Annotated in this window: 22 protein-coding genes and 1 tRNA gene; 9 read left to right on the forward strand and 14 right to left on the reverse strand. The window is 42.1% G+C overall.

The genetic code is table 11. From position 1 onward, the window contains the following. The first annotated feature begins 62 nt into the window (after window positions 1-62). The 6 genes from F0475_RS06895 to F0475_RS06920 all read left to right on the forward strand — a co-directional run bounded on the left by F0475_RS06895 (window position 63) and on the right by F0475_RS06920 (window position 5330). Window positions 63-707, forward strand: a complete 645-nt coding sequence (locus tag F0475_RS06895) for a zinc-ribbon domain-containing protein (RefSeq protein ID WP_155716042.1) — start codon at window positions 63-65, stop codon at window positions 705-707. A gap of 178 nt (window positions 708-885) precedes the next feature. Beyond that, window positions 886-1878 (forward strand): L,D-transpeptidase, encoded by a 993-nt coding sequence (locus tag F0475_RS06900; protein WP_155716043.1) that lies wholly within the window; start codon window positions 886-888, stop codon window positions 1876-1878. A 4-nt stretch (window positions 1879-1882) separates the two neighbouring features. After that, window positions 1883-2644: a L,D-transpeptidase gene (locus tag F0475_RS06905; protein WP_155716044.1), complete on the forward strand. Its 762-nt coding sequence runs from the start codon at window positions 1883-1885 to the stop codon at window positions 2642-2644. A gap of 5 nt (window positions 2645-2649) precedes the next feature. Next, complete coding sequence (locus F0475_RS06910) at window positions 2650-3882, forward strand: nucleoside recognition domain-containing protein (RefSeq protein ID WP_155716045.1); 1233 nt, start codon at window positions 2650-2652, stop codon at window positions 3880-3882. Between the two features lie 73 nt (window positions 3883-3955). Next, window positions 3956-4026: transfer RNA gene (locus F0475_RS06915), tRNA-Gln, on the forward strand. 74 nt (window positions 4027-4100) lie between these two features. Next, window positions 4101-5330: a glycoside hydrolase family 27 protein gene (locus tag F0475_RS06920; protein ID WP_155716046.1), complete on the forward strand. Its 1230-nt coding sequence runs from the start codon at window positions 4101-4103 to the stop codon at window positions 5328-5330. A gap of 283 nt (window positions 5331-5613) precedes the next feature. Here the strand turns inward: F0475_RS06920 and ahpC are convergent, their stop codons facing one another. Then, the gene (ahpC, locus tag F0475_RS06925) at window positions 5614-6180 is read right to left on the reverse strand and encodes an alkyl hydroperoxide reductase subunit C (protein WP_009433884.1); all 567 of its coding nucleotides are present in this window, start codon (window positions 6178-6180) and stop codon (window positions 5614-5616) included. 297 nt (window positions 6181-6477) lie between these two features. Here ahpC and F0475_RS06930 point away from each other — a divergent pair, with 297 nt between their 5' ends. Beyond that, window positions 6478-7380 (forward strand): hydrogen peroxide-inducible genes activator, encoded by a 903-nt coding sequence (locus F0475_RS06930; RefSeq protein WP_155716047.1) that lies wholly within the window; start codon window positions 6478-6480, stop codon window positions 7378-7380. A gap of 123 nt (window positions 7381-7503) precedes the next feature. Here F0475_RS06930 and F0475_RS06935 read toward each other — a convergent pair whose 3' ends face one another. From F0475_RS06935 to rpmH, 4 genes are all read right to left on the reverse strand, one after another. After that, window positions 7504-8502 carry a D-alanine--D-alanine ligase gene (locus tag F0475_RS06935; protein ID WP_155716048.1) on the reverse strand — a complete coding sequence of 333 codons (999 nt, stop codon included), beginning with the start codon at window positions 8500-8502 and terminating at the stop codon, window positions 7504-7506. A 95-nt stretch (window positions 8503-8597) separates the two neighbouring features. Continuing rightward, entirely contained in the window at window positions 8598-9695 is a 1098-nt protein-coding gene (locus F0475_RS06940; protein ID WP_199879802.1) for an RluA family pseudouridine synthase, read from the reverse strand. A 6-nt stretch (window positions 9696-9701) separates the two neighbouring features. Continuing rightward, window positions 9702-10481, reverse strand: coding sequence for a PASTA domain-containing protein (locus F0475_RS06945; RefSeq protein ID WP_155716049.1), 780 nt, complete (start codon window positions 10479-10481; stop codon window positions 9702-9704). Between the two features lie 127 nt (window positions 10482-10608). Next, complete coding sequence (gene rpmH / locus F0475_RS06950) at window positions 10609-10764, reverse strand: 50S ribosomal protein L34 (RefSeq protein ID WP_004354441.1); 156 nt, start codon at window positions 10762-10764, stop codon at window positions 10609-10611. A gap of 216 nt (window positions 10765-10980) precedes the next feature. Between rpmH and efp the strand changes: the two genes are divergently transcribed. Beyond that, window positions 10981-11547: an elongation factor P gene (gene efp / locus F0475_RS06955; RefSeq protein WP_004384562.1), complete on the forward strand. Its 567-nt coding sequence runs from the start codon at window positions 10981-10983 to the stop codon at window positions 11545-11547. Window positions 11548-12023: 476 nt separating this feature from the next. Here efp and F0475_RS06960 read toward each other — a convergent pair whose 3' ends face one another. The 6 genes from F0475_RS06960 to F0475_RS06985 all read right to left on the reverse strand — a co-directional run bounded on the left by F0475_RS06960 (window position 12024) and on the right by F0475_RS06985 (window position 19127). Continuing rightward, on the reverse strand, window positions 12024-13058 hold the full coding sequence (locus F0475_RS06960) for an IS110 family RNA-guided transposase (RefSeq protein WP_155716050.1): 1035 nt from the start codon (window positions 13056-13058) through the stop codon (window positions 12024-12026). 605 nt (window positions 13059-13663) lie between these two features. Beyond that, entirely contained in the window at window positions 13664-14137 is a 474-nt protein-coding gene (locus tag F0475_RS06965; RefSeq protein ID WP_155716051.1) for an HU family DNA-binding protein, read from the reverse strand. Between the two features lie 273 nt (window positions 14138-14410). Continuing rightward, complete coding sequence (locus F0475_RS06970) at window positions 14411-16015, reverse strand: hypothetical protein (protein WP_155716052.1); 1605 nt, start codon at window positions 16013-16015, stop codon at window positions 14411-14413. A gap of 32 nt (window positions 16016-16047) precedes the next feature. After that, window positions 16048-16254 carry a hypothetical protein gene (locus F0475_RS06975; protein WP_317163199.1) on the reverse strand — a complete coding sequence of 69 codons (207 nt, stop codon included), beginning with the start codon at window positions 16252-16254 and terminating at the stop codon, window positions 16048-16050. Between the two features lie 484 nt (window positions 16255-16738). Beyond that, window positions 16739-17710 (reverse strand): helix-hairpin-helix domain-containing protein, encoded by a 972-nt coding sequence (locus tag F0475_RS06980; protein WP_199879798.1) that lies wholly within the window; start codon window positions 17708-17710, stop codon window positions 16739-16741. A 55-nt stretch (window positions 17711-17765) separates the two neighbouring features. Continuing rightward, window positions 17766-19127 carry a sodium-dependent transporter gene (locus tag F0475_RS06985; protein ID WP_155716054.1) on the reverse strand — a complete coding sequence of 454 codons (1362 nt, stop codon included), beginning with the start codon at window positions 19125-19127 and terminating at the stop codon, window positions 17766-17768. Between the two features lie 81 nt (window positions 19128-19208). Between F0475_RS06985 and F0475_RS06990 the strand changes: the two genes are divergently transcribed. Then, entirely contained in the window at window positions 19209-19592 is a 384-nt protein-coding gene (locus F0475_RS06990) for a VanZ family protein (protein ID WP_155716055.1), read from the forward strand. On the opposite strand, the gene F0475_RS06995 is transcribed toward F0475_RS06990, so the two are convergent. The 3 genes from F0475_RS06995 to prfB all read right to left on the reverse strand — a co-directional run bounded on the left by F0475_RS06995 (window position 19552) and on the right by prfB (window position 21413). Continuing rightward, window positions 19552-20049, reverse strand: coding sequence for a CYTH domain-containing protein (locus tag F0475_RS06995; protein ID WP_155716056.1), 498 nt, complete (start codon window positions 20047-20049; stop codon window positions 19552-19554). The genes F0475_RS06990 and F0475_RS06995 overlap by 41 nt on opposite strands. Then, on the reverse strand, window positions 20049-20189 hold the full coding sequence (locus tag F0475_RS11735; RefSeq protein WP_198005070.1) for a hypothetical protein: 141 nt from the start codon (window positions 20187-20189) through the stop codon (window positions 20049-20051). The genes F0475_RS06995 and F0475_RS11735 overlap by 1 nt, the downstream gene beginning before the upstream one ends. Window positions 20190-20294: 105 nt before the next feature. Continuing rightward, entirely contained in the window at window positions 20295-21413 is a 1119-nt protein-coding gene (gene prfB / locus F0475_RS07000) for a peptide chain release factor 2 (protein WP_155716057.1), read from the reverse strand. Window positions 21414-21466 lie beyond the last annotated feature (53 nt).

The raw sequence follows: 21466 nt of genomic DNA on the forward strand, positions 1-21466 counted from the left end.
AAATAATAAGCTCTCTGAATAATTAAGTCACACATTTTTATAACCCTTAAACACCTACAACAATGTCACAAAGATTCTGTTCTAATTGCGGAGCACCTCTTTCTCCTGGTGCAAAACATTGCTCTAGCTGTGGGAATGCTATACCTTCAGAAAATACTGCACAGCCTTATCCACCTGTACAAGATGCGTATCAACGCCCACAATACACCCCACAGCCATCTGGCAATAACGACATGGTCAAAGTCTTAATTGGTATTCTTATTGTCCTTGTCATGGCTGGTATCGGTCTTGGTATATGGCTTTTTGCAGGGAAGAGTAAGGAGCCTGTGTCACAGGAAACTAATGTACAACAAGAGACTATCAAAGAGATGAAGGCTTCAAATGACTCGATGAAGGCTTCATACGACCAACTCAAGAAACAGATAGAAAAGAAGAGTAAGGAACCAGTAAAGGTGCAATATGTTAAAGAAAAGCCTACATCTGTTTCACCATCAGAGGCTACTCGTGTTGTTATCAATGGTGTTGGCGTGCGTATGCGCATAGGACCTGGTAAGGAATATGGCTTTTTGCAGTATTATAATGGCAAGGCTTACACAGTATCAAAAGGTACATCTCTACCTTTCTTAGGGGCATACGGCAACTGGTATAAGGTACTCTTCGATGACGGTGAATACTATGTTTCAGCCGACTTCGCCTACCTTAGATAATAAAGAACATGATATCTATCCATCAAACAACTGCGGTCGGCAAGAACAAAAGATGCTCTTTCCGACCGTAATAGTATATATCTATCAGGAATAAAGGTTATCATTAGATTATTAAAACATGCTTCTTTCCATTCTTAGGAGGCATGAATAACATACTCAAAAAAGGTTTTTATACAAAATGAGAAAGTCAATGTTTATAGGTCTTTTAGCAGCTCTAACAGCTGTTTCTATCGTTTCTTGCGGTGGAAAAAAAGACAAAGAGAACAATAACGAAGGGCAAGGTGCATCCATGAGCGTCAATGCCAATGGGCTTGCTGTTGCTAAAGACGACAAAACGGCAATAGAAGGTTTACCTTATTCAGGCAATGCTATCAAGGAAGAAGTAGTACTTGATTATGGCAATCGCACCATTCGTACAACGCCAGACACAAGCCTTAGCTTTAAAGATAAGGTCAAAGACAAGAAGAAACTCTTCATTGTTATGTCGAAGAAAGACTATTATCTCTATGTTTACGAGCCACAAGGTAAGGACACAACACTCATTGCTCGCTATGATTGTGCCTTCTCTTTGAAGAAAGGACAAAAGGAGAAAGAAGGCGATATGCGCACTCCGCATTGTACGATAGATAACCCTTTCCAAGTCCAACAGATTGTTCCTGCCTCTAACTGGGAGCATGACTTCGGTGATGGTCGTGGTAAAATCAAGAGTTACGGGGACTATTTTCTACGTCTGAAAACGCCTGGGCACAGTGGAATAGGTATCCATGGAAGTACAAACAACCGTGAGAGTGTGCCCGGAAGAGCTAGTGAAGGCTGCATAAGACTAAAGGATGAGGACATAAAAGACCTAGCCGAAAACTATGCAACAGAGGGTATGAAGGTTGTTATCAAGGCTGAAAACGTAGACGATTACCCCTTTGAAATTCATGCAATGAAGCGTCAGAAGATTGAACGTAAGCGTCACTTCGATGCTACAAAGACATTGACCAACGAACAGATAGCAACTGCCACAGCAAAGACTGGACGTGTGAAGACTTCTGATAAGACAGAGCCTAAGGAAGACAAGAAGCCTATCTCAAAAGAAGAATTGCGTATCGGTGGGGGTAAGATTCCTAATGAGAAAGGTGTACACATTGGTGGTGGGAAACTCACTGCACCAGAGAAAAAGTAAGAACATGGGCTTGTTAAGAAAGATTTTCACGTTGTTCTCTGTTGCTTTCTGCCTTAGTATCGAAGCGCAGACACTCCTTTATTCACCCGACAACATCTGCGAGAAACAGGTGGTTGTGCATGGACTGAAAACGACACGGGCACCAGCTGATGTCTCCATATCGCTCGGCGCAGAGAATAAAAACAACTGTTTCATTGTTATATCGAAGAAAGATTACTACTTATATGTTTATGAGAAGAGGTTAGATGACACTGTTCTTGTAGCAAGATACGATGCTTGTTTTGCAGTAAACAGGGGCAATAAGACTCGAACAGGCGATATGCGCACTCCGCATTGCACACCTTCTATTCCTTCCTTCAGCATATCACAGATATGTAATGCAGCCTCTTGGAAACACGACTTCCGTGATGGTCGAGGCAACATATTGGCTTATGGACCTTATTTCCTGCGTTTGAACATAGGGACAGGAAATCGAAGTATAGGCATACATGGCAGTACGAATAACAGAGAGAGTGTACCAGGATTAGCCAGCGAAGGCTGTATAAGACTGAAAGATGAGGATGTTCGCGACCTTCGAAACCGATATGCTTTTGTCGGGATGAAGGTGATTATCAAGGCAGAAGATGTCGACGACTATCCTTATGAGGTACGAGCGATGGAGCAACTGGGCGAACCCAGATTGCGACACTTCCGTCCACAAACAATCAAAACATCAACAACAAACACACAACGTCAGCTTCCGCAAGGCGTACTTATTAAACAATAACAACAATGGTTCTTAACTATATCTGGATTGCACTATTTGTAATTGGCGTCCTCGTGGGCGTTATCAAACTTGTATTCATGGGTGATTACGATGCCTTACCAGCAATGATGGACTCCACATTCGAGGCTTCGAAGGTTGGATTTGAAATGACATTAGGACTGACAGGCACACTTACTCTATGGATGGGAATGCTGAAGATTGGCGAAGATAGTGGCTTGGTGCAACGCTTAGCCAACTTTCTTAGTCCCGTACTCACCAAACTCTTCCCTGATATACCTAAGGGGCACCCTGCGTTGGGATCGATATTTATGAACTTCTCTGCCAATATGCTGGGACTTGATAATGCTGCAACTCCAGTGGGACTAAAGGCTATGCAGGAGTTACAAAGCCTTAATCCGAAGAAAGACACAGCAAGTAATCCGATGATAATGTTCCTCGTTTTGAATACTTCTGGTCTAACGATTATCCCCGTATCTATCATGGCTTACAGAGCAAAAGCAGGTGCTGCCGACCCTACAGATGTGTTTATTCCAATGTTACTCGCTACCTTGTGTTCCACACTCGTGGGTCTTTTGGTCACGTCTATATACCAGAAAATCAATCTATTCAATAAGGCTATCCTCACCGCAGCGGCTGTTGTTGCAGCATTGGTAGCAGGACTCTTCACTGCAATTCATGGTATGGATACCGAACAAACACAACATTTTTGTCGAATCCTCACCAGTTGCATTATGCTAGGAGCCATCATTCTCTTCATCTATGCAGGCTGGCGGAAGAAGTTGAACGTCTATAACTCATTCATAGAAGGAGCCAAAGGCGGATTCAAAGTGGCGGTTACTCTGATTCCTTATTGCATAGCCATCCTCGCAGCTGTAGGTGTTTTCCGTGCATCAGGAGCACTCGATATGTTTCAAGACACCATTAAAGCAGGTGTAGAAATGCTCGGAATGAATAGCGATTGGGTAAGTACTCTCCCCGTAGCATTGATGAAGCCACTCAGTGGACCAGGTGCGCGAGGGATGATGTTGGAGTGTTTTAACTCATTCGGAGTCGACTCTTTCATCGGACATACAGCCAGTATCTTACAAGGAAGCACGGACACAACCTTCTATATCCTAGCTATTTACTTCGGAAGTGTGGGTATTAAGAAATACAGATATTCAGTGGTTTGTGGTGTAATGGCGGACATTGCAGGTATGGTTGCAGCCGTTCTTTTCAGCTACTTCTTCTTTGCTTAATGTAAGAACACGGCAAAAAAGTAGGAAGAATATTTGATTATAACATACAAAAGTATTACCTTTGCACCGCAATTGTCCTATGGTGTAATGGTAGCACTACAGTTTTTGGTTCTGTCAGTGGTGGTTCGAATCCGCCTGGGACAACGTTAAAATCCGCTGATTCTGGTTGAGTCTGCGGATTTTTTTGATTACACTAACAACCTAAATTACTATCTTTTATGAATTACCTAACAAGTAAACTCAACAAGACTTTTTTGTTTTTAACGATGTTATTAGGCTGTTGTTTGAACTCACAAGCAGGCAATCGTGACTCGTTAGCACTGACTCCTCCAATGGGATTCATGACTTGGAACAAGTATGGAGAGGATATTAACGAGCAATTAATACGACAAATTGCAGACAAGATGGCGGCTGATGGCTATGCAGATGCAGGCTATCAATACATCTTTATTGATGATGCTTGGCAGGGAGGACGTGACAAACGCAATAACATTATACCTGATCCTGTGAAGTTCCCAAGCGGTATGAAGGCCTTAGCTGACTATGTTCATAGTCGTGGATTAAAGTTAGGTATCTATTCAGATGCGGCTCCTTTGACCTGTGCTGGCTATACTGCAAGTTATAACTTTGAGGAACAAGACGCAAAGACCTTCGCTGAGTGGGGAATGGACTACCTGAAATACGACTATTGTCACGCTCCTTCTGATAGTGCAGTTGCCCACGAGAGATACAAAAGAATGGGTGATGCGCTGGAGAAATCAGGGCGAAAAATAGCTCTCGGAGTGTGCGAATGGGGACAACTCAACCCCGAACTATGGGCAAGACAGGCTGGTGGTTCGCTGTGGAGAATAAGCTATGACGTGCGAGATATGTGGAAGGACATAGTGAAACAAGGTGGTATGGGCATTTTAGACATCATCGACATTACCGAACCTCTCTACTCTTTTGCGGGTCCAGGGCACTGGAATGACATGGATATGCTGGTTGTTGGACTTGAAGGGAAAGGCGGCCCGTCAAGCGATTTAGGTGGTATTGGCTGTACATATACGGAGTATCAGACCCAAATGTCTATGTGGTGTATGTTCGCCTCGCCCTTGGCTATGAGTCATGATATACTCAATGAGAATGCAGCAACACGTCGAATCCTACTCAACAAAGAGATTATTGCCATCAATCAAGACGCACTTGGCAAGGCAGCTCGGCTTGTTCAGCGCATTGGAGAGTGCCGTGTTTATCATCGTCAACTGACGAATAACCGACAGGCAATAGCTATTATGAATCCTTCTGACAAAGCTCAACGCATTAGCTTGCCCTTATCTTTCCTTGGCAAGAGTGCCAAATACGACTTTAGAGATGTTTGGGAACACAAGAACACATCGGTAAAGAAAGCATGGGAAGGTAAGTTAGAAGCCCACGAAACAAAAGTATTTGTCGTTACAGAAAAGTAATGTTCTAACCATAAGAAAGGCTTGATGCGAATTCGTATCAAGCCTTTTTCTATTGCAACAAACACTCCTTTAGAATCCGTCTTAACCATCTACAGGATTATTACAAGTGCTTTGGAGAAGTATTACAAAGCACTTGGAGAAGTATTACAGAAGCCTTGTAATAATCTGGAGAGGCATGAATTGGATTAGAGAACATAAAGGAATGGAGGGATAAACACGATGTTTACCCCTCCACAGTCATATTTCATAATGTTTAGTCAACCTATAAGCGCAAATGAGAGAATTAGATCTTACCCACGAGATCAATGCTTGGCTTCAATGTCTTTGCGCCTCTCGTCCATCTTGCTGGACAAACTTCTCCATCGTGAGTAGCGACAAATTGAGCTGCTTCAACCTTACGCACTAACTCTTCTGCATTGCGTCCTATGCTGTTATCTTGTATCTCTGCAACCTTGATACGGCCTTCTGGATCCACTAAGAATGTGCCACGATAAGCCAAACCCTCATCCTCTTTGTAAACACCAAAGCCACGGCTCAATACGCCTGTTGGGTCGGCAAGCATGGTGTACTTAATCTTCTTGATGCTTTCAGATGCGTCATGCCATGCCTTGTGAACAAAGTGTGTATCGCAACTAACCGAGAATACCTCAACACCCATAGCCTTTAATTGCTCGTACTTATCAGCAAGATCCTCTAACTCAGTAGGACATACGAATGTAAAGTCAGCTGGATAGAAGAAGAACAAAGCCCACTTGCCTTCGATATCCTTGCTTGATACGCTCTTAAACTGTCCGTCTTGGAAGGCTTGAACACTAAATTCTGGTGCTAATGAATTGATGATTGGTTCCATATATGAATATACTTTAATTATGAGAAAATGTTTTGTTTCGTGATGCAAAGATAGATTTTCTATTTGTCGTGACCAACTGATTATTTCTATTAGATGATAGAGAAAATCTATAAAGGGCATTATGAGCACTGAAAATGAACTACTTACAGCGTGTAAGTAGTCGTCAATAATAATTGAGAATATTGATACCTAGAAATCATGATTATCGTTTGTTTTTAGATTTATTACAGGCTAAGTCAATCCGAGTTCGGCTTTTTATTCCTATATTTGTTGCATTCTTTATAGCTCAATAAGACGATGACACTACAACAATTAGAATATGTTATGGCACTATATCGGCTCAAACATTTTGCCAAAGCTGCCGATGAGTGCAATGTAACACAGCCCACTCTGAGTTCGATGATACAAAAGTTAGAGAATGAGTTGGGCGTTAAGATCTTCGATAGAAAGCAGCAACCCATACAGCCAACAAAGGCTGGTAGGGTGGTGATAGAGCATGCGTGGAAGGTTCTCTCACGTGCAAAGAAACTAAAACAGACGATAGAAGAGGAGCAGAAAACGCTTACGGGAACCTTTGAAGTGGCTGTTTTGCCAACGATAGCACCTTATCTTATCCCACGATTCTTCCCTCAGTTGATGAAAGAACACCCTGAAATGGATGTGAGAATAACGGAGATGAAGACGGATGAAATGTGTCGTGCGATCAGAAAAGGGAATATTGATGCAGGGATATTGGCGCAGGTGAGTGGTTTGGAAGAGATGAATTGCACCACACTCTACCATGAACAGTTCCTGGCTTATGTAGCGAAAGAGGATCCATTGTACGCTTGTAAGTTCATACGACCAGCTGATTTGTCAGGAGAATACCTATGGTTATTGGACGAAGGGCACTGTTTTCGAGATCAACTCGTTAAGTTCTGCCATCTTAAATCGGCTTCATTGAGTAAGAAGAGTTACAATCTCGGGAGCATAGAAACCTTTATGCGCATTGTTGAAAATGGTAAAGGGGTGACGTTTATACCGCAATTAGCATTGCCACAACTCAATGAAGAGCAACGAAAACTGGTGCGTTCTTTTGCCCATCCTGTGCCTTCGCGTGAGATAGTTATGATGACTTCGCCTAACTTCATACGGCATACATTGTTGGAGATGCTGGTAAATCGCATCCGAGAATCACTACCTGAAGAGATGAAGAAATAGAGATTTTGGACTGAGGAAAATAGACTTTTAGAAACGAAAAAGGCTGCATCAAATATCCAACAAACGATTGGAAACATTTGATACAGCCTTGTTCTTTATAGATAGAAAATGCGTTCTTGTGAATTACTTGAACTGATTTTCAACAATTTCACTCAATACTTCCTTGATATCTAAGCCTGCTGCACGCACCTGTTGAGGGATGAAACTGGTGGCAGTCATGCCTGGTGTGGTGTTAATCTCAAGCATATTGATAACATCATTGCCCTCTTTATCCTTCGAGATGATATAGTCAATGCGGATGATACCATTGGCATGAAGGATGTCATAAATGCGACTGGTTTCTGCTGCTACACGCTTTGCAGTGTCGGGATTGATACGTGCTGGGGTTATTTCCTGCACCTGTCCGTTGTACTTCGCATTGTAATCAAAGAACTCATTGTTGGTTACTACCTCCGTAGCAGGGAACACAATGGACTTATCTTTAGTCTTATAAACACCTTGCGAGATCTCTGTTCCATCCAAGAAACCCTCTATCATGACCTCATCACTCTCCATAAATGCAACGCGAAGGGCTGGTGCTAACTGGTCAATGTTCTTTACCTTTGATACACCAAAGCTACTTCCATCAGCGGCGGGCTTAACGAAACAAGGCATACCAAGACGTTTTTCGATTTCCTCCTCATTGTATTCTTCACCACGACGAAGCAATATGCTGTCTGCAACATTTACCCCGAAACCACGGAGATAATTGTTCAGAACGTACTTGTCAAAGGTTAATGCCTCGACTAAAACGCCTGATGTTGAATAAGGAAGGTGTATCAAATCGAAGTAACCTTGCATGATTCCATTCTCGCCAGGGGCTCCATGAATGGTAATATACGCATAGTCGAACTCTATGTGTTTACCATTTTCGATAAAAGAAAAGTCGTTCTTATCAATAGGAGCAGATGTCCCATCCTCTAACTCAACGTGCCAATCAATGCCTTTAACATCTACGATATATATATTATAACGTTCCTTGTCAAAGAAAGAATACAACCCTTGTGCTGAATGCATTGATACATCATGTTCTGATGAGTCACCACCACATACGATGGCAATCGTTCGCTTCAAATCTTTCATTATACCTGTTTATTTAGTTCTATCTAACTGTTCCTGTCGTTCTCATTATGTTCTTGAGAGATAGAAACCTGTTTTACTTATTTTATCATGTACTATTACTGATTGTCAATGCCTGTATGACCATTGATAAACTCACGCCACTTTGTTATCAGTGAGGCTAAGTCTTGAGGCAAGTCACTCGTGAAATCCATTTGTTGACCAGTAACCGGATGGACGAAACCAAGGGTTCGGGCATGGAGTGCTTGACGATTACAAAGGGTCAAGCAGTTGCGTATGAAGGCTTTATAAGAGCTTGACCTTTGACCGCGAAGAATCTCTGTTCCACCATAACGTTCATCTCCAAACAGGGGGTGACCGATATGTTTCATGTGTGCACGAATCTGATGTGTACGTCCCGTTTCAAGTACACATTCGATGAGAGTTGTATAGCCGAAACGCTCAAGAACACGGTAATGAGTGACGGCAGGCTTGCCTATCTCTGAATCAGGAGGGAATACTGTCATGCGAAGTCTGTCCTTAGGATCACGCGCAATATTACCTTCTATACGCCCTTCATCAGCTGTTAGATTACCCCAAACGAGGGCATTGTAACTGCGATGGGTGGTCTTATTGAAGAACTGTTTACCTAATATTGTCTTCGCATCAGGGGTCTTGGCAATCACCAATAAACCGCTTGTGTCTTTATCAATTCGGTGCACTAAACCAACCTCTGGGTCGTTTGGATCGAATGAAGGTAAGTCCTTCAAGTGCCAGGCAATAGCGTTAATCAATGTTCCATGAAAGTTCCCTGCACCTGGGTGAACGACTAATCCTGCAGGCTTATTAACCACCATTAAAGCATTGTCCTCATAAACGATATCCAATGGAATATCCTCTGCTTCAATGGTGTTATCATGCTTCGGTCTGTCAAGCATCAGTGTGATTGTATCCTCTGGGCGTACCTTGTAATTGCTCTTAACTGGTGCTCCATTCACATGAATGAAGCCTGCGTCGGCAGCTTTCTGAATACGATTACGACTGGAGTGTTGCATACGTTCGAATAGAAACTTATCTATTCTCACTGGCACCTGACCTTTATCAACCTCTACACGGAAGTGTTCGTACAACTCGCCATCACCCTCTTCTGACTCTGTGGAAGTCAGTAAGTCATCAGATAGCTCATCATCATATAGCATTTCCTCATCCGTTCTCATCATGCTTTATTCAGTCGGTTTCGTTGATGAAGGGTCAGCAGGTAAACCTGAATGAGAGGATGAATTAGACCCACTTGAGCCTGACTTCCGTCGTTCATCCTTTATTTCATTGCCGTTCTCATCTACTGGTACTTCCACATACTCATAAACTTCATCATACTTCGGACGCTTCTGCTCCACTTCAACATCTTCATATTCTGGCTCGTTCAAACCCGATGTATCAGTTATTTCTCGTGTACCATCTCCTACCTGTAAGACAATCACTGCATCTGCTGGAACACGATCGCCAGCTTGCACATGTTTGCCATTTACAAGAATACCATATATCCAGTCCTTCTCTCCTGGTATATATTCTGGCTCACCAACTTTGAATCCCATAGATAATAACTGGGCTTGCGCTTCACGCAAAGAGTTATTGTCTATGATGTCAGGAATAACCAATGAAGGTGCACTGGCAGCGTTAATTGTAACATAGATAACGTGTGTAGACTTAACGCGCTTACCACCAACTGGAGATTGCTCAAGTATGCAATCAGGGGGAAGATCCTTAACATATCCAGTGTCGGTAACCTCTATCTTTAGTCCAACCTTATCCATGATATCAACCGCATCATCGTATTGTTTATGAATAACGTTCGGCACCACGATGGATTCACCGTGTAAGGTATAGTAGTCAAGACCGAACTTAACTCCTATTGCCAACAATAGAACAAGTATCACGATAGCAAGAATATTGCCCCAGATATATGTGCTATTAAACTTATGGAAGAATTCTCTTGATGTCATCAATCTAATTAACTGACCTTAATAATAGATGTGGCAAAGGTAGACAAAAAAACGGAAAGAAGCAAAGATTACCCTCTACTTCTTTCCGCTTCTGCGCTAAATCCCTATGGGAAAAGCGTTCTCGTTCTTACTTACCGTGATGTTCGTCAGAAACAGTTAACTTCTTACGACCCTTGGCACGACGTGCTGCTAATACGCGGCGACCGTCCTTTGTAGCCATTCTCTCACGGAAACCGTGCTTGTTTACACGACGACGATTGTGAGGCTGAAATGTTCTTTTCATTGTTCTTATCCTATTTTATTGTTATTATGCGAACTCTTTTCGACAAGATAAGACCTGTCGTTACGGGTTGCAAAATTACTTAATCTTTTTGAATTAACCAAAGAAACCATGTTTTTTACGCCTTTTATTTATGTTTTTCCTATAATTTCTGTAACTTTGCAGCGCTTTAAGTAGATTAAAGAGAATAAAAAGTAACAAATTAGATATTAGTAAATTATGATTAATTCACAGGAAATTAAGATTGGAACTTGTATCCGTCTTGATGGCAAGATTTGGACTTGTATCGACTTCCAACATCGTAAGCCAGGTAAAGGTAACACCGTCATGATTACCAAACTGAAGAATGTTGCAGATGGTCGAGTACTTGAGCGCACATTCCAGGTAGGCTTCAAGCTCGAGGATGTACGCGTTGAACGTCGCCCATATCAGTACCTTTATCAGGATGCAACGGGTTACATCTTCATGAATCAGGAAACTTTTGAGCAGATTCCTATCCCTAAGCACCAGATTACAGGTTCTGACTATATGAAAGAAGGTGACGTTGTTGAGGTTGTTACTGATACATCAGATGGCACAATCCTTCTTGCTGAAATGCCTGTTAAGACAACACTTACTATCACTCACAGTGAGCCAGGTGTAAAGGGTAACACTGCAACAAATGCAACTAAGCCTGCAACACTTGAGACTGGTGCTGTCGTTCGTGTACCATTGTTCATCAATGAGGGTGAAGTCATCCAGATCGATACTCGCGATGGCAGTTACTTGGGACGCGTTAACGCCTAAGCCTCTTCAATCTCACTAGAGATAGAGAAATAAAACAACAAGAAAGACCATTTCTGAACTCCTTTCGAGTAAAGAAATGGTCTTTTTGTATAGCCTTCCCAAGGCTCACCCCCAGCCCCTCTCCCGGGGGAGAGGGTAGCTTTAGGAGGGGATGTCCCTAACCCTATTTACATGCTTCCATTCGTTTCAAACTATATCCAATATATCTCTTTGCTTTACCATGTCTTCAAAGCCTATGTCATTGAAAAATATGTCTTTATGGCATTCTGTCTAACAACTCTGTTACTATAACCTTGTGTTCATTTGCTACTCTGTATTCAAAACTTATGTCACTAAATAATATGTTCTTCTGTCTAAACCCTATACCACTATCCCCCTGTTCGTATGTTACTCTGTCTTCAAAACTTATGTCATTGAAAAACTATGTCTTTATGCTTTCTATGTCAAAAACCTCCAATATTTATTATTTTAACTATTTATTTAACAATTACACTTTGTGTTGCCAAACAGATGTTGTCAGGTTGATACATACAACCAGTTCTGACCATTGCAGTTATAATGGCAATCATCTTATTCTTGACATTATTCAGTACAACCATCGGCTTCTTTCCTCGTTCTATAAGCCTTTGATAATACTTTGCAATCTGTGGACAAGTTCGTACAGCGGCTAATGCAGCCTGTGTGAGGAGTGATTTGAGCATCTTATTAGCTATAAAGCCCACTCGTGGATCAGTGTGTACGCTTGTGCCAGAATCACGTCCAAAAGGTGCTATACCATAGTAGCAAGCAATCTTTCTTGGGTTGTATGCGAACTTAGTAAAGTTGTTAGTATATACCATTAAACTGACAGCGTTGATAGTTCCAATACCTGGCATAGATGTGACAATGGCAAAAATACTAGAGAGTTGGTCATCTGATTCGATATACTCCTTTATCTTTTCATCACACTTGGCTATTTCCTTATTTATCTCGGTAATGATATGTCTGGCACTCTGACTTATCACATTCTTGTTAGCGGATTTCTGTTGTGTAAAGCGTTTTTCTATACGCCGTACCTCAAAGCTACACCTATGTCGTACGAGGTGATGACGGTATAGAAAAATCTCTCGTAGCTCTGTTAGGGCTTGACTCATTGGTTCATACAGCTGTACTCTGTCCTCAAAACGCAGAGCATATTCTGCTATCATAAAGGCATCAACGGTATCGTTCTTTAGGCGTTTTAGAGGAAATGTTCGTTTGATGACCAGTGCATTTTCTATCCATACATCATATCCTTGCGCATAGAGCCAGTCACTCATCATACGACTATATCCCCCTGTAGTCTCTCCACAAAACAACCAAGAGGAGCATGGAACATCCTCTACTACTGAATTAATCCACTTAATCATTTTACGATAACCGCTAACTTTGTTATCGAACAATGCATGTTCTTGTGTAGATGTTGACTTGACGATGATGGCTACATCGAACTTTTCTTTTGAGAAATCAATGCCAATTAAAACTTTCTTCATAACTTTGCACTTTATGGAAGGCTAGCCAATAGTTGTTGGACGCAAGACTCTAAATAGGCTCGAAGCCTAGACTTTCTATCAGGTCTCTGCAACTATACAGGATGGACTAAAACATAGGCTGGAATTGAATTCCTAGTCCTTCTATAGTTTCCCTATCCTGTAGGCTGGTTCTTCCTTTTGACAACAAAGGTAATGAATCAACCTTGCTTCCTAAAGGGGATTATACCCTGTTTAAGTTTCTTACTGCAAACTTAGAGGCATTATGTCTCTAAATCCTATATTCTTCTGTCTCACACAAAAGCCCCACCCCGTTAGCTTGGGGTGAGGCTGTGTACCACGGAAGCGAGAGAACCAAATTAATACACTAGTTTTGAAAGACATTAATTTCACAATTAATATAATCGAGTTGTCTTATTACAGAACGATTGATACCCTGAATCAACCTAATAAATGCTCCCGTGGTAAAAGCCGACCCTAAAGAAAAGCCTCCCCAAGCCCCTAAAAGGAGGGGATGTCCCTAACCCTACTTACATACTTTCATCGTTTCAAACTGTATGCAATAAAGACATCCCCTCCTTCGGAGGGGCTTGGGGAGGCTTTCTTTCTTACCCTGCTACTGGTCCATTCTCTTCTTTATTCTCCTTTTCTTTCGACTCGGGGGCGGGGGTGAGGCTCTTTTTCTCCTCTTTCCACTCTTCCCAATGAATGTTATCAGAAACCAACGAGCGAGTGGCAACCTTATTGCTCTGTGTGCGCGAAGTCTCGGGGATAAAGCGGACACGAACATTCTTTATTTGCTTTGCCGTTACCTCTTCTGGCTTCGCAATACCCTTATCGGCGTTGATGGTATAGTAAAACGTACCCACACCTTCCAACTTCACCGTGCGACCCTCTGCCATAAAGGACGCCATCACTTCGCCTAAATCCTTCAACACAGCATACGTGTCACCACGACTTACCGTCGAAATCAGCGCCAATCGGTCTGCCACTTGGTCGGTTGTTACGGGCTTCCCAACGGTTATCGCTTCTGGATACCATAGCCCTGTTAGCTTCTTCTTTACTTTCTTAAAAAATGCCATAATCTCAATGTTTTAAAGTTAGCAAATATAATATGTAAATTATTTTCTTATTCGAGCCACCCTCGGTATGGGACTGAGGGTACCTAAGTATCATACTTAGGGTACCTGAGTATCATACTTAGCCCCCCTAAGTATCATACTTTGGCACTCTATTTATAAGTCATTGATTATCAGATGCTTACAAAGGGGCTATTTTTATCCCTCTTTGTCATGTTTTTTTGTATTAATCCTCGCCTTTTAGAGGGCGACACCTATAAAAGGCAATCGAAGGAATTACTCGAACGATGGCTCAACCCTAAACCCCATATTGCGGAAGGCATTTGCACTCACGTAGATACGACCACTGTCGAATTGCAGATAGTACGCATAGTAACTGTTCCACGGATCAGTACTTGATGACCAATACTGACCGGCGGAGCCAATACCGCTTATAATATCAATGATGTAGCCACCCAAGGCAGGCAGATAGAAATAATTACTTGCATCAGCTACGGAAGGAGACCCAGAATAGAAGATGCTACTATTAATATTGTTGTAAGCTTTCCGCGTCGTACGCATGTCTGTTGTGTTATCTGCGGACTTCTCGGTGTCGTAATGATTCTCTGCCTGCAATACAGATTTCTTCTTAAGCCACATGCCACCTTTATATAAATGCCCCATAGTTGTCCATAGTTCATCACCGTCCCAACGGGGATCACCATACATTACATACCAAGACAGCTCGTTAGCGTTAGGGACGTTGTTAAATGAGCTGTGAGTAGCAGGATTATTTACGCCATAACCTGGGTAACTTTCGTTGTAGTAGCGATGGTTGGTATCACTATGGTTCTTGGGGTAATCGTTGGAATTTGTTGCACCTGGGAAACCTACACTGACCGTAGGCTGACTACCACCATGATTCCATTCGTAACCTTTCCAGTATTGTTCCTGTGCATCCCACATATAGTAATGGTCGCCATCGTAATCGCGTACATCAAGATTAGCAGTGATATTGTAATACTTGTTCTGCTCAAAGTTCTTTGAAGAAAGCATCTTGGTGACAGTTCCCTCAATGTTAGTTACAATATCTTTCACCCAATAACGGATTTTTAAAGTGTGAGTTCCTGGCTTAATCACCATATAAGCACCATTAGTAGATGCACTGGCTGTGTTATTGGTCAAGGGGAAGCCGTTAGGGTAAATACCATTACCACCTAATTCAACTGTAATCTGTTCACCCGTACCTGCACCCGTCAGTTTGCCTGTTGTTGGGTCGAGGGTGTAAGTACTGGTAATATCATCAGCAGAGTTTACCTCTACCTTGGTTAGGTAACAATTATGCAAGATAGTGTTGCTAGTGCGTGGTAAGAAGAGCAGATAAGCTGCTTTGTGGTCGAGCGTAAAAGCAAATCCATTCTTTGCATTTGACCATGCGGCATCTGCCATTCCGCAATCGCCTGATGTACCAAAATGAGCAGTGGTATTTGGCATTGCCTGGCTCTGATTTGCAGCGATTGCAACTTGATTCTGATTGCCATTCTGACCTGGGTAATAGACCTTATAGGTGGTAGTCTTTGTAAACTTGCCAGGTACTTCGAACTTAAAGCTGGCTGTCTTTTCCGTTGGAGCATTGCGACTTTGCTGCCATGCACCATCATCGTCTTTAACCCAAATCTTGTCGCCTGCTTCCCAATAGAAAGCACCATTGCTTTCCATGGATGTGCGAGTTTCGGGGTCGCCCGTTGAGAAGATGGTAAAGTTCTTATTGTTATCTGTGTCATTAGGGTTCTGCGCTATGTCCTCATTGGCACAAGAAGCAAAAGCCAAGGCAATGCCGAACACAAGTGCCAAAGACTTTAGTCGTGATGCGAATGAATATTGTTTCATTGTTTTCTTCATTGTTACTTTGTTTTTTAGTTAATAACTCTCTGTTAGTCTTCCCACATTGGATTTTCTCCCTCGCCTTCACCTTCAGACATCCAATTAGGAGCCTTCTTTGCATCTCCATACGTTCCACCTGATTGTGCTGGATTATGCTGACCTGGCATAGACGCATCCATCAAATAAGTGGCTTCGTTTACTTGAATTATCGTACACGCCGGTACAGAATAACTCTTCTTTACTTGCTTTTTTCTCATTACTTCATTGATTAAAATAGTTGTTATTTCGTTCTTATTTTGCTCTAAACGGGGTTCAAAAAGGGGCATAAAAAAGCGAACAAAGGAAACTCCTAGAAGTCCTTTGTTTACAGGGGTTACGGCACGCTTCGCGCGCGCGTATGCGAGAAGAAAAAATGTGTTATTGTACGCTAGGTGCGCATATTGTGTGTGTTAGCAAATTATTTGGATTGACCAAAGATAAAGTGCAAAAAGATGCAAAGAATCGAATAATTCTTTGCAGTATGTTATTGTCTTGATATGTCATTGCTAATTCTTTCACGGCGGCAAAGGTAAGAAGATAAAATGAAATGAGCAAGGAAAAGAAGAAAAAAAGCCCTCGACAATCAACCCAACCAGCCTCACCCCCGACCCCTCTCCGAGTGGAGAGGGGAGTAAATAGTACTATTTGATGAGGATTAGAAAGAGGATTATAAAGTAAGCCTTGTAGGCGAGCTGTCCATTATTAAAACTCCACATAAGGGCGAAGATGATTGATAGCTTCGGCATTGAAGTCCTTTAAGAGTTGGAGTTGTGACAGACTGGTGAGCTTTCCTTTTAATCGACGATAGTCACAGATTGCCCGTGCTTGATAGAAGTTTATGTACGGATGACTGCGTAGCTTGCCCAAAGAAAGTGTGTTCAAGTTTAGCTTTTCAGGCTTAGGATTGACCACAGAGAAGTAAGGTAACGCCTCTTCGGGGAATCCCTCAATCTCAAGTAGTTGCCCTGTAGCAACATAACCACCTAATCGCTTGCCATAATTAACGATAGCCCTTGCCCACCCAGAGCCTATCCCTGGCACTTTCTTCAACTGATTGGTATCTGCAGAGACTAAGTTTATATGCTCGCCCAACTTTATTTTCAAAGGGTAAAGGACAGTATCTCGAGTAGAATGTACATACGGCTTGTAAGTATTCGTTGCCTTATACTCTTCGTAAGCCTCATGTGCTGCTTGCTTATCTGCCTCCTTTTGCGCAATATAAGATTGTACAGAAGCAAGCGTTGAAGCAGGTTGATAATCGTCACCTATTCTTATATGAGGTTCTAACTCACGATACTGCTTGCGTGTAAGACCATAGAGACGGGCAAAGTCCATCGGTGCTCGATATACACCACCCTTACTTCTATATTTCAAGATATTACGTACCTGAAACTCAGATAATCCCAGTTGTAGCAATTCCTCGGCTGTTGCTGTATTTGGATCAAAGGCAAAAAGTCTCTTTCCTGATTCTGTCACAACCTCATAAGGAATGCCTTGTTGCGAACGAGCAGAATATCCTTTCCGCGCCAAACTATCTCCGTCTACAGCTGGTGTTTCAGTCACTTGCTCACCAATAAAGACGGATGTGATAAGGCAGAGCATAATTAATATGACCAAACTAAGAATGACTTTCCGGTCAGACCGTTGTAAATAAAAGAATGATTTAAGGCTCATAGCGTATTTAATTATAGGTTTTCAATCAAGGTAAAGGTTGTCTGTTTATGTCTTCTTACACCACATTAAATTGGTGTAAGAAAATCATCAATATAGCTAAAGGACATACATAACGCACTAAGAAGTAATACACTCCAAAGAAAGTTCCACGTATTGTGCCCCAATTAGTGAACTCATCTTTTACAATTTTCTTCGGTACATACCAACCCAAGAACAGGCAAGTTAACAAGCCTCCAACGGGTAAGAAGATTTGTCCAGTCACAAAGTCGAACACATCAAAGAGGTCACGACCAGCAATATTAAGGAACTTCCATTGTCCTAAAGACATCGAACAGAGGACTCCAATCAATGTGCAACAGCCCGTAACGATCATTGCTGCGCGCGAACGAGATATGTGTAACTCCTCTTGAAAGAATGCGGTACTCACTTCATGGAGCGATATCAGCGATGTAAGAGCAGCCAATGAGAGTAGGATATAGAAGGAGAATGAAACGAAATAGCCTATTATTGGCAATCCACTAAACGCCTGTTCAAAAACATTGGGTAAGGTGATAAAGACGAGCGAAGAGCCACTACCAGGATTGACACCCACAGAGAAGGCCGCAGGAAAGATGATTAAACCTGCTAAAATAGCCACTAATGTATCTATAGAAGCTATCTGTACCGCCGAATTTAACAGATTTGTCTGCCTACTATAATATGAAGCATAGGTACAAATACAGCCCATGGCAATACTTAAAGAGTAGAACGACTGCCCAAGCGCACCAAGAAATACATCCTTCGTAACCTTTGTAAAGTCTGGACGCAACAGGAATTCAACACCTTTCCAAGCTCCTGGTAGCAAGCAAGCAGCCACTACTATCACCAACAAAAGAATGAATAGCACTGGCATCATAATCTTTGAAGCCCGCTCAATACCATTTCTTACACCATGAATAATCACATAATGCGTTATAAAAAGGATGACTATAACCCACAAGATAGGCTTCCATCCACTTGTGGAGAAGTCTGCAAAGTAAGACTTAAAGAACTCAGGCGTTCCATGAAGGCTATTCATTGCTGATGCCGCACTGTATTGTAAGCACCAACCAGCCACTACTGCATAATAACCTGTTATTAGAAAGCCAGTAAGAACACCTAAGAATCCAACCCATTTCCATGCTGTTCCATTTGCCAACTTACTATAGGCACGAGCCGTATTAGATGCCGCATGACGTCCAATGATGAACTCACTAATCATACAAGGAAGCCCTAATAGAAGAATGCAAGCCAAATATATAAGGATAAAAGCGGCTCCACCATTCTGCCCTGTCATATAGGGAAAACGCCAGACATTACCTAATCCGACAGCACCTCCTGCTGTCGCAAGGATCATTCCTAACTTACTTCCAAACTTAACTCTATTTTGTTGTGCCATAAAATATTCCCTTTTAGATTGCACAAAATTACTAATAATTATCTATCTTTGTATCAATCTAGAAGTAAAATATGCTTTTTTATGAAGAATTTAATAACTCATTACTACTTTAGTTGTGCGTTTATTGTTATTATATGGCTACTATGCTTCATTCCAATACCCGACAACCCGCTAAGTCATGTAAGGCTAATTGACAAGTGGACACACTCTGTCTTATATCTAGTATTAGGTCTGCTCATATTGACGGAACGCCTTCGAACAAAGAAGAAAACCAAACTCAGCAGTCTTATTTACTGGGTTTGGCTCATTCCAATAGCCATGGGAGGCATTATAGAAGTGTTGCAAGCCACCTGCACAGGCGGTAGACGCAGTGGAGAATGGCTTGATTTTGTCGCTGATGGGATTGGTTCTACCCTCGCATTGCTTATCGGTATTCTTCTGGCAAAGTATTACGCCAAAGGATAAAAGGGGCTCTCCGCATGTGAGAATTATAGAATCTACGATCGCCCGTAACCTCTTTTCCGATGAAGTCAGGTTTTTCAAAGGCTTCATCCTCACGCTTCAATTCCACCTCCGCCATAACAAGTCCTTCGTTATCTCCGTGGAACTCGTCCACTTCAAACGTGTGTCCAGCATATTCAATAAGGTATCTATGCTTATCAATAATACCTGGTTCGCATAGAGACATGAGTTGTTGAGCCTCTTGATAGCTTATTTCTTTCTCAAATTCATAACGAGATAAGCCTCCATCACGCGATGGTCCCTTTATAGTAAGGTATCCTTTATTGTCTCGAATACGCACACGAACAGTATTGACAGCCGCAAAGTAGCCTTGTTGTATATGACTACAACTGCTTGCAAGAGACTTCCAATCCATCTGCTTATGCACTAAGAACTTTCTTTCTATCTCTAGTCCGCTCATCAACTATTAATTGTTACAACAAAAACATACGCTAACGTAAGAAGTATCAAGACTGCACCAATCCAAAAGACAACACGCTTTGCTTGCTTTTCTTGCTTCTCTTCACGAACCTTACGATTTACTTTACTTCTTTCACTCATAGGTATTCAATTTTAAAAGACCTACTTTTGTCGACACAACCTATTCGGTTTATCGAACTGCAAGTGGTCAAAGGTTAATATTATATAGGATAACTTTTTCACATATCATTGTCCTTCAACGGGGAACTCCATCAAGTAGGCTTTAATGAAATCATCGATCTTTCCATCCATAACACCATCCACATCAGAGGTCTGATAGTTGGTTCGATGATCCTTAACTCGTCGATCATCAAAGACGTAACTACGTATCTGACTGCCCCACTCTATCTTCTTCTTTCCAGCCTCAATCTTGGCTTGCTCCTCCATACGCTTCTTCATTGCGCGGTCATAGAGTTGCGACTTTAAGAGCTGCATAGCCTTTGCGCGGTTCTTAGGTTGGTCTCTTGTCTCTGTGTTCTCGATGAGTATCTCTTCTTGTTCTCCAGTATCAGGATCTTCGTACTGATAGCGTAGACGCACACCAGACTCAACCTTATTGACATTCTGACCACCGGCTCCACTCGATCGAAAAGTGTCCCAACTAACACGAGCAGGGTCGACATATACCTCTATAGTATCGTCTACCAGTGGCGTAACAAACACACTGGCAAAGCTCGTCATACGCTTTCCCTGTGCATTAAATGGACTAACACGAACAAGGCGATGGACGCCATTCTCGCTCTTTAAATACCCATAGGCATACTCTCCACCTTCGAACTTCATTGTCACACTCTTTATACCAGCTTCATCTCCTTCTTGTATATCTGAGATGGTAACTTTGTATCCGTGAGCCTCTCCCCAACGCATATACATACGCATGAGCATTGATGCCCAATCCTGGCTCTCGGTACCTCCAGCACCAGAGTTAATCTTCATTACGCACTCCATCGGGTCTTCCTCTTGACGGAGCATATTCTTTAATTCAAGATCCTCTATCGCTTTTAACGCTTTGTTATAAGCGGTATCAACCTCCTCTTCTGTTACTAATTCATCCTTATAGAAGTCGACTGCTAACTGTACTTCATCAGTCAGACTGCGAGCCTCATCATAGCCTTTTATCCACTTCTCTATGTCCTTTACCTTCTTCATCTGCTCCTGCGCACGCTTCGGATCATCCCAAAAGTCGGGTGCTTGTGTGCGTAGTTGTTCCTCTTCGAATTCGATTCGCTTCTCATCAATACATAAGTATCTATGCAGTGATTCGGTACGTTCTGTTATGTCTTTAAGCTGTTCTGCTGTTATCATCGTTTATCTTTTCTCCTCTCAACTATCAACTTCTCATTCACTACTATCAAGTG

Origin of the sequence: Prevotella vespertina, from assembly GCF_009728485.1 — a bacterium.
Taxonomy (GTDB): Bacteria; Bacteroidota; Bacteroidia; order Bacteroidales; family Bacteroidaceae; genus Prevotella; species Prevotella vespertina.

What these genes read in the sequence shown, in the direction of transcription:
- F0475_RS06895 (WP_155716042.1), top strand. Translation starts at nt 63, where the DNA reads ATGTCACAAAGATTCTGTTCTAATTGCGGAGCACCTCTTTCTCCTGGT.
- F0475_RS06900 (WP_155716043.1), top strand. Translation starts at nt 886, where the DNA reads ATGAGAAAGTCAATGTTTATAGGTCTTTTAGCAGCTCTAACAGCTGTT.
- F0475_RS06905 (WP_155716044.1), top strand. Translation starts at nt 1,883, where the DNA reads ATGGGCTTGTTAAGAAAGATTTTCACGTTGTTCTCTGTTGCTTTCTGC.
- F0475_RS06910 (WP_155716045.1), top strand. Translation starts at nt 2,650, where the DNA reads ATGGTTCTTAACTATATCTGGATTGCACTATTTGTAATTGGCGTCCTC.
- F0475_RS06920 (WP_155716046.1), top strand. Translation starts at nt 4,101, where the DNA reads ATGAATTACCTAACAAGTAAACTCAACAAGACTTTTTTGTTTTTAACG.
- ahpC (WP_009433884.1), bottom strand. Translation starts at nt 6,180, where the DNA reads ATGGAACCAATCATCAATTCATTAGCACCAGAATTTAGTGTTCAAGCC.
- F0475_RS06930 (WP_155716047.1), top strand. Translation starts at nt 6,478, where the DNA reads ATGACACTACAACAATTAGAATATGTTATGGCACTATATCGGCTCAAA.
- F0475_RS06935 (WP_155716048.1), bottom strand. Translation starts at nt 8,502, where the DNA reads ATGAAAGATTTGAAGCGAACGATTGCCATCGTATGTGGTGGTGACTCA.
- F0475_RS06940 (WP_199879802.1), bottom strand. Translation starts at nt 9,695, where the DNA reads ATGAGAACGGATGAGGAAATGCTATATGATGATGAGCTATCTGATGAC.
- F0475_RS06945 (WP_155716049.1), bottom strand. Translation starts at nt 10,481, where the DNA reads ATGACATCAAGAGAATTCTTCCATAAGTTTAATAGCACATATATCTGG.
- rpmH (WP_004354441.1), bottom strand. Translation starts at nt 10,764, where the DNA reads ATGAAAAGAACATTTCAGCCTCACAATCGTCGTCGTGTAAACAAGCAC.
- efp (WP_004384562.1), top strand. Translation starts at nt 10,981, where the DNA reads ATGATTAATTCACAGGAAATTAAGATTGGAACTTGTATCCGTCTTGAT.
- F0475_RS06960 (WP_155716050.1), bottom strand. Translation starts at nt 13,058, where the DNA reads ATGAAGAAAGTTTTAATTGGCATTGATTTCTCAAAAGAAAAGTTCGAT.
- F0475_RS06965 (WP_155716051.1), bottom strand. Translation starts at nt 14,137, where the DNA reads ATGGCATTTTTTAAGAAAGTAAAGAAGAAGCTAACAGGGCTATGGTAT.
- F0475_RS06970 (WP_155716052.1), bottom strand. Translation starts at nt 16,015, where the DNA reads ATGAAGAAAACAATGAAACAATATTCATTCGCATCACGACTAAAGTCT.
- F0475_RS06975 (WP_317163199.1), bottom strand. Translation starts at nt 16,254, where the DNA reads ATGAGAAAAAAGCAAGTAAAGAAGAGTTATTCTGTACCGGCGTGTACG.
- F0475_RS06980 (WP_199879798.1), bottom strand. Translation starts at nt 17,710, where the DNA reads ATGAGCCTTAAATCATTCTTTTATTTACAACGGTCTGACCGGAAAGTC.
- F0475_RS06985 (WP_155716054.1), bottom strand. Translation starts at nt 19,127, where the DNA reads ATGGCACAACAAAATAGAGTTAAGTTTGGAAGTAAGTTAGGAATGATC.
- F0475_RS06990 (WP_155716055.1), top strand. Translation starts at nt 19,209, where the DNA reads ATGAAGAATTTAATAACTCATTACTACTTTAGTTGTGCGTTTATTGTT.
- F0475_RS06995 (WP_155716056.1), bottom strand. Translation starts at nt 20,049, where the DNA reads ATGAGCGGACTAGAGATAGAAAGAAAGTTCTTAGTGCATAAGCAGATG.
- F0475_RS11735 (WP_198005070.1), bottom strand. Translation starts at nt 20,189, where the DNA reads ATGAGTGAAAGAAGTAAAGTAAATCGTAAGGTTCGTGAAGAGAAGCAA.
- prfB (WP_155716057.1), bottom strand. Translation starts at nt 21,413, where the DNA reads ATGATAACAGCAGAACAGCTTAAAGACATAACAGAACGTACCGAATCA.